Here is an 11,189-nt window from a genome sequence, read left to right as displayed (position 1 = left end):
AGGAGAGAAAAGAGATGGTTTCACTTGAAAAACTTTTACATTTAGCAGGAGAACAGAAGGCTTCGGATATCCATTTGACCGTTGAGAGTCCGCCAGTTCTGCGTATTGATGGCTCAATGGTTCAAGTTAAAACGGAAAAACTTTCTCAGGGTGATTTAGAAACATTTGTCCATTCCCTTTTGACGGATCAACAAGCTAAACGATTTGCCGAATATGGGGAACTTGATTTATCGTATAGCTTGCCAGGAGTTGGGAGATATCGAGTTAACGCTTTTCGCCAGAGGGGATCCATTGGAGTTGTAATTCGTTTGATTCCCTTTGTCATTCCTACTCCAGAAAGCTTAGGACTTCCGCCGGTGAGTATTGAATTAGCTAAGCTACACAAAGGGTTAGTCTTGGTGACCGGCCCAACTGGCAGCGGTAAATCAACAACCTTGGCTTCGTTAATAAACTACATTAACACTACGCGGGCTTGTCATATAGTAACAATCGAAGACCCCATTGAATATTTGCATCGACATAAATTGAGCTTGGTAAATCAGCGGGAAGTAGGAAACGATACCCAGTCATTTTCTAATGCGTTACGCGCTGTACTTCGGCAAGATCCTGATGTGATTTTAGTGGGAGAGATGCGAGATTTAGAAACGATAGCTACCGCTGTGACTGCCGCTGAAACGGGGCATTTAGTTTTAAGTACGCTACATACGAATGATGCAACCCAATCAGTGGATCGAATGATTGATGTTTTTCCAACGCATCAACAACAGCAAATTCGCGTGCAGTTGGCTGCTGTTTTACAAGGGATATTGTCCCAGCAATTGTTCCCTAGAGCCGATCGCAAAGGGCGTGTAGCAGCTATTGAAGTTATGTTAGCTACCCCTGCAGTTCGTAGTCTAATTCGTGAGGGAAAAACGCATCAACTGCCTACCGTTATCCAGACCAATGCTAAACTAGGCATGCAAACCATGGACAAAGCTATCATGGACTTAGTTCAAAAGGGTCTTATTTCGTACGATGTTGCCCAGGAAAAGTTGCAGAGCCCCGATAGTTTAAGGAGATGAGCAGGCAACGTTTTGGATGGAAAGCTGTCGACGCGAATGGCATAATTCAGCGTGGAGTTTGGGTAGGAAATGGACTTTCAGAGATCCAAACGCGCCTCAGGAATGCAGGGTACTTTCCGGTGGTTATCCGCCCAAGTCGAAATTGGCAAAGCTTTTCTTTACCACACAGTAGGAATTTCCAGTGGAGCCAATTCGCCCGGAGGTTAGCGACTCTTCTTGAAGCCGGAATTCCCCTGCTTCAAGCTCTGGAGATAATGACCTTTCACGAAGAAAAATTAACGTTTCAATTGGAACAGTGGAAGAGTATCAAGGAACGGGTGGAAGAAGGTAGCGACCTATCGGAAGCAATGTCCCTTCTCAGCCCATCCCCTAATGCGTTTGTTCTCTCCATGATCAAAGCCGGGGAACATACTGGAACTATGGGGAAAGTTCTCAGCGAAGTGGCCGATGAGTCAGATCAAGAATACGTCTATCAGAAAAAAATTAAGGCTGCTCTAGCTTATCCGTTACTTTTGTTTCTTGCCGTGGTAATTGTACTCTACGTCCTCTCTGTTTGGGTGCTTCCCATGTACCAAAAACTTTTTATCGGTATGGGCGTGGAGTTGCCTTTTTTGACTAGAGTCATTTTTGCCTGTGGTCGCAAACTACCTGTAGTTTTGTGGAGCGGACTTGGGTTGCTCACCACCTGTTTGATCGTTCTAAGATTTACGAGTCCTGATCTTTGGAAAATGCGCCTTGAATATTTATTTGGTCGCCTTCCCCTTCTCGGAAAAATTTATCTTCTTCGAGATTTGGTTCAATTCAACCATATTTTAGCGCGCTTGCTATCTGCCGGAATTCCCTTGCTGGAAGCGTTGCGTTTAACAGTGGGCACGTTGCGTAGCCGGGAGATGCTGGAGTTAACGAGTCAGCTCGTGCTATCTGTTCGGCAGGGAAAACGTATGGCCCCGTTGTTGCGTGCAAGTCGGGTTTTTCCTAAGGAGGGTGCGGAAATGGTCGCGGTCGCTGAGGAAGCAGGACAGTTGGAACGGATGTTACAGTATATCACGCAAATGTGTCGCCAGGAACTCGAGAATCAGCTTGACCGTTTAACACGGATGATTGAACCTGCACTAATTCTCGCTGTAGCAGGACTGATCGGTCTAGTAGCAGCAGGAGTGATGCTTCCTATTTTTGATCTCAGTTCACATCTTGAATAACTACAATTATTTAAGGATATGGAGGTTGAATGGGATGAATAATATCAAGGGAGAAAATGGATTTACATTAATTGAAGTTCTTGCGGTGATCATTATTATCGGCGTCTTGGGCGCTATAGTAATTCCTAAATTGGGTTCAAGCACTGCAAACGCGCGGCGAAAAGCGGATGTTGCGACAGCACACGAGGTCAAAGCGGCGCTTGATCGTTTTCAGCTCGAGACAGGAATGTATCCTAAGGACGATGATTTGACTGTGACTGAAGGAACGGTGACTAGTCCGAAACTCATTCCCAAATACATTAGTACGTTGGACAAATCGACGACTCAACAAATTGTCCCTGAGGAGAACAAGGGATTTGGTGTAGTTAAGATCGAGGCCGATGCTACAGATCCTACAGATATTGTTATTCCTGACACTAAGACTAATACGATAATGATTTATTTATTTAGCGATGGCTTCGCAGCCGAGGTCCGAGCGTATGATGAAAGCTTAGACAATGTTCTTTGGACGTCGGCTAATTAACCTTGATTTTAAGTAAGCATTGTTTGAAGCATAGATCTCACCGGAAATGAGGACAGTCATTGTATTTATTAAATATAACAATTGGGCTTTTCGGACTCCTGATTGGTAGCTTTTTGAACGTAGTCATTTTTCGTGTCCCTCGTGGGGAATCCATTGTTACACCCGGTTCCCACTGTCCCACTTGCAGACATGCCCTTCGGTTCTGGGAGCTCATTCCAGTGCTTAGTTTTATGCTCCAGAAGGGAGTTTGCCGTAATTGCCAAGCGGAAATTTCTTGGCGGTATCCCCTTGTAGAACTTCTCACAGGGATTCTTTTCTACATTACCGCTACATTAAAATTGAGCACGGAGATTAATCCGGCAAGACTTCTCTTAAATTTAATCTTTGTAGCCGTACTAGTGGCTTTATCTTTAATTGATTTGGACACGTTTCGTTTGCCGGATGCCCTGACGCTTCCCCTATTAGGAATCGGAATACTAGGAGCATTTTTCATACCGGGAAATCCGGGCGGATGGGAGAGTGTGTTCAGCGCCTTGGGTGCTGGGGGAATATTCTGGGGTATTGCCAGAATTTATCCACAAGGAATGGGGCTTGGAGATGTAAAGCTGGTTGCTGCGCTGGGCGCCTTCTTAGGTTTTCCTGCTATCTTTCTTGCAGTGTTTATAGGAAGCTTTGTAGGAGCGTTCACCGGAATTTTTCTTCTCTTGCTAGGTCGACAGCGCTTTCGTCAACAGATTCCCTTTGGACCCTTTCTTGCCGTGGGAGCATACTTAACGTTATTATGGGGAACACAGATTTTTACTTGGTACTGGGGCTAATCGATTTTCGATATTCGAATAACAGACTACGAATCGATACCCATGAACCACGAATAACGAACAGTGTATTCATTCGTTGTTCGAACCACGAACTACGAACATCGAACACGATAAGGGGTGCTCCTATGCGAAAAAGATCAGTGGTCTTTGAATTGACGGATGAGGAAATTCGAGCTTTTTGGTTTTCGGCCCCTTCGTTTCGAAAACCGGGTCATAGTTCTGCTAACGTCAAGTTCGACTGCATCCCAATACCGGCTGGAGTCATCGAACAGGGAAATGTGCGGAATGAAAATGTTTTAAGCGATATTTTGACATCGTATAGGGCACAGCACTTGGGTGATAGTCAGATCGCGTATTTGGCAATCCCGCTGCAACAAGGATTTATTCGTTCATATTCGTTGCCTTGGATTCCTAAGCGCGACAGGAAATCGGCAATCTCTTTGCTGATCGATGAAGAAATTTCCATTGTCAGATCGGATTTACTCTTTGATTTCCTTGTGCTATCCGAAGAAAAACACAAGAGCCTACAAGTGTTGCTGGGCGCAACCCGACAAAGTTTACTGGAACGATATGTTTTTATTTTGGATCAAGCGGGTTTTAAGGTTAAGGGCGTTGATTTTGCTTTTTCTATCTTAGGGCAAGCCTTAGGATTTGAACCAAACGAAGGCGTCCTATACCTTCAGGGAGCGTTTGATTCTGTGCAAATGGCATTGTTTCGTGGAACGGTCCCGGAAAACGTACGTTCTTTGCCTCCTCTACAGCGAACGCTTTCCCCTTCTTCAACTGAGAAAAATGAGGGAAGGGTGGACGTGCAGACAGAAGAGTGGGCAAAGGAGATTCGACGTTTTCTTTTGTATTACAGAACTCAACACCAGGACCTCGATTTGGGACGCTTGGTTTGGAGTGGGGACTCTGGAGTAGAGTTCCTGGCGCAAGGTTTACTGGCCTCAAATCATGTCTCAACTGTAGAGAAGGCCAAGCTAAGGAACGTCCCTGGTTCCTGGCAAGAGGTTTTTGAGGGAATTAGTTCGTGGGGCGAGGTGGCTGTTGGCTATGGGATACGGATTTCAGCACATCATCCGGTGCTTAATCTTTGGCGTCAACCGAGTAGAGCTCAGAAAGTCCAACGCTGGTACCAGAGGATGGCGTTGCTCTTATTGGCGCTTTTTATGAGTGGAACAATAAGTTGGTTTTCACTTTATCAAATGGCACTGCCCCTCCAAGAAGAGGTTCAATTACTTTCTCGCGAAGGTACTAAAATCGTGGCCCAGGGTAAAGGTCAGAAAGATCTCGAAATCGCTTGGAATAAGGTAATGCGCTCTCCAAGAGTAGGAGAGGGCTTAGCTCAGATTCAAGGCCTGCAAGTTTTGGCGGGGACGGAACTGAAAATTGAACAAGTGGTTTACAAACAAGGTAGCATGTCTTTAAGTGGAAGTGCCAAGGAAGCCAGTAGTGTCGAAACCCTGATCCGTACCTTACGGACTATGGGCTGGGAACAACCTACTTTAACGAGGTATAAATTGACAACAGTTAACAACGTCGAGTTTTCTCTTAGTGCTAAACGGGGGCAAGTTGGTACGAAACCAGTCAAAACGATCGAGAACTCAGCGGAGAATACGCTGACAAACACAGGCGCGTCCTTAGAAGAGGAAGGGTAAAATATGGCTTATTCTCCCAGTGAAATTAATTTTCAACGTTTGGTAAAACCTACAGCGAGCCCCTTTCTTCAGAGACTTTCAGTGCGTAGGGTAAAGGCAATCACTGGAGTATTTTTGTTCTGCACTGTCTTGGGATTTCTTTTGTTCTGGCAACCGGCTTATCTGCACTTGCGCTCGTTACAAAAGGAGAGAACTTATTGGCAACAGGTATTGAGGACGGGTAGTGTGACTACCAAACCGCAAATCAAAGCCGACATCATGCCCACAATGGACCAGTTGCCTGATATTATAGAGAGGTGTCGAGGTGAGTTTGATAAAGAGAGGGTGGACGTTGTTACCTTAAATGTTGAGCGATTTGGCGAGCGGCGAGAAACAGGCAATGGAGTCGGCTTAGATTATAGTCTCGTTCGCTTCCACTTACGGGGCAACTGGGAGGGGATTGTCACGTCACTCAAACTACTTGAGGAAACACCAGTGGGCAACATACATCTTCAAGAAGTAGTTTTAGATGCTGAGGGTGGGGAGGCCCTTCTCCAGATCTATTTCTGTACGGGAGGGTAAATTATATTTTGGGGCAAAAGACATTGGTCTGACCTTAACGGCCAACGGAGGGATGATTAAATAATTAACCAATTATTGGTAATCATTGGAACCGGACATTCCCTTTCTTTCATAGGTTAGGGAGAGGAGGGGATGTAGGGTGGGTATGGTATACAGCATTCAACCCGGGGATAATTTTCATTGTTTGGCACAACGCTGGGGAGGGACTTGTGACGATTTCCTCCAGGTCAATCCAAGTGTTGATCCGCTGAAACTTCAAATTGGACAAAAAATTGTTCTGCCAGAATTTAAGGGACTACCTAAAGGGCAAGAACAATATGCAGATATTAGTGCGAATCGCGGACAAGAGTTTGTGGGTGATTATCTTGATGATGTTGAAATGGAAGTTGAAGGAGTTCGTCTTCGTTTGCGACGCGTCGGTGAACCTAAAACTCCCCACGAGATTCACTTCATTCTTCCGCGTACTGAGATCCGGAAAATACAACCAGCAGGGGAAGGTGGGCCGTGTGAAGTGCAAATTATGCTCAGTAATTTAGACGTGGTGCTCTCCCCTCGTTTAGTGAGCGGTAATGGGGATACCATAGAGCAGGGAAAACTTGCACAGGCAACCCAAACTCAAGCCCCAGCCCAAGGGCAGCAAATGTCTCAACAGCAGCAGTTTCCAACACAACAAACTCCGCAAGCTCAAATGCAAGAAACGCCATTCAACGCAGCTCCGCAATATGGCCAGGGAATGCAACCTGCATCAGAGCTGTCACAAGGCTTTGGGCAGATGCCGGAACAACAGCGCTGGCGGATGACGTTTCCATTTAATCAGCGTTGATAACTTATGCTTTCTGAGTAACTGTACAAAACCTCCGTTTCAACGGAGGTTTTGCGTTTGAGATGGTCTTCAATTGAAAATACTATGCTACAGTACGAAATTGTGATAAAATTTTGGGTAAGTGATGAGGAAGTGATAAATTGGCAAGTATATGGGTATTTCATGGGCCTAATTTGAATTTATTAGGGTTACGTGAACCGGAACATTACGGGTCGCGCACCTTGGCAGAGATTAATCAGGAAGTGTTAGCTGTAGCGAATCAGGTGGGAATTGCCGCGGAATGTCGGCAAACGAATCATGAGGGAGATCTCTTGGATTGGATTCAAGCTTTAACCCCTGCCGATTTTTTAATTCTAAATCCTGGTGCTTGGACGCATACAAGTTATGCGATCCGGGATGCCATTCGTGCAGTAAGGGTTCCTACGCTCGAAGTTCATCTTTCCAACATTCATGCGCGTGAAGCATTTCGAGCCAATTCCGTTATTGCTCCGGTTTGTATCGGACAAGTTTCAGGTTTGGGAGCAGATGGTTATGTTTTAGCGATGCGTTATGCCCTCGACTACCAAGGTCGTCGAGAAAAAGAATAAAAAGGGGATTTTCATCATGAGTCGGTTAGAACGGATGCGCCAACAGATGCTCGAAGACAAAATCGATGCTTATGTGGTTATCCGCCCTGAGAATGGACGGTATCTTAGCGGGTTTTCCGGTGGAGAGGCAACCCTCTATATTACTCTAGAAAAGGCTTTTTTGCTGACTGATTTTCGTTACATAGAACAGGCCAAGGCCCAGGCTCCTGAGTTCGAAGTTATTAAGACGGGCCAAGACCATTTTGCTTTCTTAGAAGAAATTGGGCTTAATGCTCAACGGGTTGGCTTTGAAGGGGATTTTATTACCTATGTTGACTATGGACAACTGAACGATGCCTTTAGACAAGCTGAACTTCTGTCTTTACCGAACCTTGTTAGTCATTTGCGTTCGGTGAAAGATAAATCAGAGATTGAGTTGATTCGTCAAGCCGTACGAATTGCAGATGGTGCTTTTGCTGAAACATTAAAGACCATCGAAATTGGGCAGACGGAAGAAGAAATTGGCCTAAACTTAGAATTTTCTATGCGCCGCGCTGGGGCAAGCGGAGGTTCTTTTGATTTTATTATCGCTTCTGGCGTTCGTTCGGCGATGCCTCACGGGACGGCCAGTTCGAAGCGGATTCAATTGGGTGAGTTCTTGACGATGGATTTTGGGGCGATTTATCAGGGTTACTGTTCAGATATCACACGAACGATTTTTTTAGGCGATCCTGGAGACAAGCACCGAAAAGTTTACGAGACTGTCTTGGCGGCTCAACGGGCAGGGATTAAGGCGGTTGAACCAGGGCGGACCGGAAAAGAAGTGGATGCGGTAGCTCGCAAACTAATTGACGAGGCTGGTTATGGTGATTACTTTGGACACGGCTTAGGACACTCCGTGGGGTTGGCCATCCATGAAGGGCCCAATCTCAATATTCGGGAAGAACGGGTGCTTGAACCGGGCATGGTCGTTACCGTCGAACCGGGTATTTATATCCCGGATTGGGGCGGCGTCCGGATTGAAGATATTGTTTTAGTGACTGAAAACGGGTGCGAAGTATTGACACAGGCACCGAAAGAATTCATTATCTTAGAGTAAAGTTTGTGGACTTTCTAAGTATTTAACTTTAGAAAGGGACAAACTAACTATATAAGAATTTTTAGGGGGAAAAAGACATTTATGATTTCAACAAATGATTTTAAAACAGGTCTTACCATTGAATTAGATGGTGACGTATTCGCAGTAGTTGAGTTCCAACATGTTAAGCCAGGAAAAGGAGCAGCTTTTGTTCGAACCAAATTGAAGAACGTCAAGACGGGTGGAGTCGTAGAGCGGAGATTTAATGCCGGAGAAAAAGTGGAGAAGGCCCACGTTGAACGTCGTGAAATGGATTATCTTTATAAAGACGGAGAACATTTTGTGGTTATGGACAAAGAAACATATGAGCAAACTTCTCTAACGGAGGGGCAAATCGGGGACGGTGTCAAATGGCTTAAAGAGAACATGACTCTAGGGGTACTTTTCTATGATGTAGAGGTTATTGGAGTTGATGTGCCAAATTCTGTCCAGCTTCTCGTTGCCGCCACTGAACCGGGAGTAAAAGGAGATACAGCGACCGGAGGCACAAAACCAGCAACCTTGGAGACTGGTGCGGTGGTCCAAGTTCCGTTCTTTGTTAATGAAGGGGATATGCTGATCATCGACACTCGGACGGGAAGTTATGTTCAACGGGCATAATTAATTCTTGACGACATGATATCACCTCTTGTGGGGCAAACTAGTTTTAGTTGCTACCATAGGAGGTGATTTTTTTTATGTTATACCAAAAAACGTCAAAGCTCAGTGTGATTCCTCTTGGGGGAACTGGAGAAATCGGGAAGAACTTGCTAGTCTTTGAATACGAAGATTCGATTGTGGTCATTGATGGGGGTGTGAAGTTCCCTGATGAAGAGCTATTAGGCATCGACTTGGTGATACCCGATATATCATATTTGGAAAAAAATCGGGAGCGCATTAAAGGGATTTTTATTACACATGGGCATGAAGACCATATTGGGGGTCTCCCTTTTATTTTGCCCAAATTAAATGTCCCGATTTATGGAACAAAATTGACCTTAGGATTAGTTCAAGTTAAGTTCCAGGAAAGAACTCCTTACCCTGAATCCTTAGTGCATATTATAGAGCCGGGCGAACGCATCCAGGCAGGGGCTTTTGAAATAGAAGCGTTTCGCGTAACTCATAGTATTCCTGATGCTGTGGGATATTCCTTGCTCACCCCGGTTGGTCGAGTTGTCTATACTGGGGACTTTAAGGTCGACTATACGCCCATCGACGGTCAAAATATGGAGCTTGGAAAACTAGCGGCTTGGGGAGAGGAAGGGATATTGGCCTTGCTCTGCGACTCTACGAATGCTGAGCGCCCAGGTGTTACAATGTCAGAAATGGCTGTAGGGAAAACTCTGCGGGAGTGGTTTGAGCGAGCCGAAGGGAAAATTATAATGGCGTCTTTCGCGTCAAACATCCATCGGATTCAACAAGCGATCAATGCAGCAGCAGATATCGGGCGTAAGGTTTGTGTAGTGGGAAGAAGTATGGAAAATGTGGTGCGTACAGCCATTGAGTTAGGATATTTGAAGCTGCCTCATGAGGACATCCTCATCGAAAGCTCTGAAGTTGGAAATATTCCTCCGAAACAGTTGTTGGTACTTACCACTGGGAGTCAAGGTGAGCCGTTAGCCGCCTTAACACGGATGGCTACAAGCAGTCATCGACAAATTAATGTTCTCGTGGGGGATATGGTTATTATTGCGGCCACGCCTATACCTGGAAACGAGAAATTGGTCGGGAAGACGATAAATCATCTTTATCAAATTGGGGCGGAAGTTGTCACTAAAGAAATGGGACAAGTTCACGTGTCAGGACACGCTAACCAAGAAGAGATCAAGCTCGTGATTCGTCTCGCCCGCCCTCGTTTTCTCATACCGCATCACGGAGAAATACGACATCAGGCTGCTTTACGAAGGATTGGGCATACGTTAGGCTATTCAGATCAGGACATCGCCTTAACCCAACTAGGGTCTCGCGTCGAGCTTACCCCGGATCGAATGGAGTTTGGAGAGCGTGTGGAAGCAGGAAGCGTTTACATTGATGGACTGGGTGTTGGAGATGTAGGACATATTGTCCTGCGCGATCGTCAACAATTGGCACAAGATGGTGTGGTCGTGGTTATTGCGGCACTTTCCAAAACAAAGCCCTACCGGCTTTTATCTGGGCCAGATATTATTTCGAGAGGATTTACGTTTATGAAAGAGGCAGGAGAATTGGTCGATGGAGCTAAGAAAGTCGTAGGGAGCACTTTGGAAATTCAGCTGAAAAGAGATCAAATTGAATGGAGCGTCCTGAAGTCTGCTCTTCGTGAAAGCCTAAACAACTATCTGTGGGAAAAAACTCGACGTCGGCCGATGATATTGCCAGTGTTATTGCAATATTAGATCGAATTTAGGGACTAATTTAGAGATCGAGTGCTACGGATGTTCTAACTTGACACCGTGGCACTACCCACAATTCTACAAAAAACGACGCTATAATATAATTTATTATTTTCTTATGAAAATCTTCTAAAATCATAAAGGAATATAAAGATTGTTGGAGAATACACCTGCAAGGGAGGAGGCCTTGCAAAATGGAGTATAAAATGAAATTGAATTTAAGACGGGTCACTCCAATGCGGATGGTCATTCTTTACGCACTGATTAGCGGAGTATGGATCCTCTTCTCAGATCGTTTATTAGGCGCCATCGTGACGGATCATCAGTTGCTCCTCCAGTTATCGATAGTTAAAGGGTGGTTCTATGTTACTGTGATGGCGATCGTGCTCTACTTTCTGTTTCAATGGGGATATAACTCCCTTCTCCATTCTGAGGAAATTCTGCAAAAGGAACAAGAATACTTAGAGCGCTATCGTCTTTTGGCGGAGAAT

The 11,189-nt window shown here is 45.3% G+C and carries 11 protein-coding genes and 1 pseudogene; all 12 read left to right on the top strand.

Annotated features, from left to right (window positions below; translation table 11 throughout):
* Window positions 1-14: 14 nt before the first annotated feature.
* Window positions 15-1,061, top strand: a complete 1,047-nt coding sequence (locus DOT_RS06970; protein ID WP_009616314.1) for a type IV pilus twitching motility protein PilT — start codon at window positions 15-17, stop codon at window positions 1,059-1,061.
* A complete protein-coding gene (locus DOT_RS06965) occupies window positions 1,058-2,260 on the top strand; it encodes a type II secretion system F family protein (RefSeq protein ID WP_009616313.1) in 1,203 nt (400 codons plus the stop codon). Before DOT_RS06970 ends, DOT_RS06965 begins: the two co-directional genes overlap by 4 nt.
* Window positions 2,261-2,294: 34 nt before the next feature.
* Window positions 2,295-2,783: a prepilin-type N-terminal cleavage/methylation domain-containing protein gene (locus DOT_RS06960; RefSeq protein ID WP_009616311.1), complete on the top strand. Its 489-nt coding sequence runs from the start codon at window positions 2,295-2,297 to the stop codon at window positions 2,781-2,783.
* Between the two features lie 59 nt (window positions 2,784-2,842).
* Window positions 2,843-3,601: an A24 family peptidase gene (locus DOT_RS06955; protein WP_009616309.1), complete on the top strand. Its 759-nt coding sequence runs from the start codon at window positions 2,843-2,845 to the stop codon at window positions 3,599-3,601.
* A 125-nt stretch (window positions 3,602-3,726) separates the two neighbouring features.
* On the top strand, window positions 3,727-5,259 hold the full coding sequence (locus tag DOT_RS06950; RefSeq protein ID WP_009616308.1) for a competence protein ComA: 1,533 nt from the start codon (window positions 3,727-3,729) through the stop codon (window positions 5,257-5,259).
* Window positions 5,260-5,262: 3 nt separating this feature from the next.
* A complete protein-coding gene (locus DOT_RS06945) occupies window positions 5,263-5,820 on the top strand; it encodes a hypothetical protein (protein WP_009616307.1) in 558 nt (185 codons plus the stop codon).
* A gap of 145 nt (window positions 5,821-5,965) precedes the next feature.
* On the top strand, window positions 5,966-6,643 hold the full coding sequence (locus tag DOT_RS06940) for a LysM domain-containing protein (RefSeq protein WP_083823999.1): 678 nt from the start codon (window positions 5,966-5,968) through the stop codon (window positions 6,641-6,643).
* A gap of 140 nt (window positions 6,644-6,783) precedes the next feature.
* Window positions 6,784-7,230 carry a type II 3-dehydroquinate dehydratase gene (gene aroQ, locus DOT_RS06935; protein ID WP_009616304.1) on the top strand — a complete coding sequence of 149 codons (447 nt, stop codon included), beginning with the start codon at window positions 6,784-6,786 and terminating at the stop codon, window positions 7,228-7,230.
* Between the two features lie 16 nt (window positions 7,231-7,246).
* A complete protein-coding gene (locus tag DOT_RS06930; protein WP_009616302.1) occupies window positions 7,247-8,308 on the top strand; it encodes a Xaa-Pro peptidase family protein in 1,062 nt (353 codons plus the stop codon).
* 81 nt (window positions 8,309-8,389) lie between these two features.
* The gene (gene efp, locus DOT_RS06925) at window positions 8,390-8,947 is read left to right on the top strand and encodes an elongation factor P (RefSeq protein WP_009616300.1); all 558 of its coding nucleotides are present in this window, start codon (window positions 8,390-8,392) and stop codon (window positions 8,945-8,947) included.
* Between the two features lie 77 nt (window positions 8,948-9,024).
* The gene (locus DOT_RS06920; RefSeq protein WP_009616298.1) at window positions 9,025-10,701 is read left to right on the top strand and encodes a ribonuclease J; all 1,677 of its coding nucleotides are present in this window, start codon (window positions 9,025-9,027) and stop codon (window positions 10,699-10,701) included.
* A gap of 191 nt (window positions 10,702-10,892) precedes the next feature.
* A pseudogene (locus DOT_RS06915) lies at window positions 10,893-11,189 on the top strand (GGDEF domain-containing protein); the annotation flags it as partial.

It is taken from the genome of Desulfosporosinus sp. OT, assembly GCF_000224515.1.
Taxonomy (GTDB): Bacteria; Bacillota; Desulfitobacteriia; order Desulfitobacteriales; family Desulfitobacteriaceae; genus Desulfosporosinus.
This window is presented reverse-complemented; position numbering and strand designations above follow the sequence as displayed.

What these genes read in the sequence shown, in the direction of transcription:
- DOT_RS06940 (WP_083823999.1), top strand. Translation starts at nt 5,966, where the DNA reads ATGGTATACAGCATTCAACCCGGGGATAATTTTCATTGTTTGGCACAA.
- DOT_RS06965 (WP_009616313.1), top strand. Translation starts at nt 1,058, where the DNA reads ATGAGCAGGCAACGTTTTGGATGGAAAGCTGTCGACGCGAATGGCATA.
- DOT_RS06970 (WP_009616314.1), top strand. Translation starts at nt 15, where the DNA reads ATGGTTTCACTTGAAAAACTTTTACATTTAGCAGGAGAACAGAAGGCT.
- DOT_RS06945 (WP_009616307.1), top strand. Translation starts at nt 5,263, where the DNA reads ATGGCTTATTCTCCCAGTGAAATTAATTTTCAACGTTTGGTAAAACCT.
- DOT_RS06930 (WP_009616302.1), top strand. Translation starts at nt 7,247, where the DNA reads ATGAGTCGGTTAGAACGGATGCGCCAACAGATGCTCGAAGACAAAATC.
- DOT_RS06920 (WP_009616298.1), top strand. Translation starts at nt 9,025, where the DNA reads ATGTTATACCAAAAAACGTCAAAGCTCAGTGTGATTCCTCTTGGGGGA.
- efp (WP_009616300.1), top strand. Translation starts at nt 8,390, where the DNA reads ATGATTTCAACAAATGATTTTAAAACAGGTCTTACCATTGAATTAGAT.
- DOT_RS06960 (WP_009616311.1), top strand. Translation starts at nt 2,295, where the DNA reads ATGAATAATATCAAGGGAGAAAATGGATTTACATTAATTGAAGTTCTT.
- DOT_RS06950 (WP_009616308.1), top strand. Translation starts at nt 3,727, where the DNA reads ATGCGAAAAAGATCAGTGGTCTTTGAATTGACGGATGAGGAAATTCGA.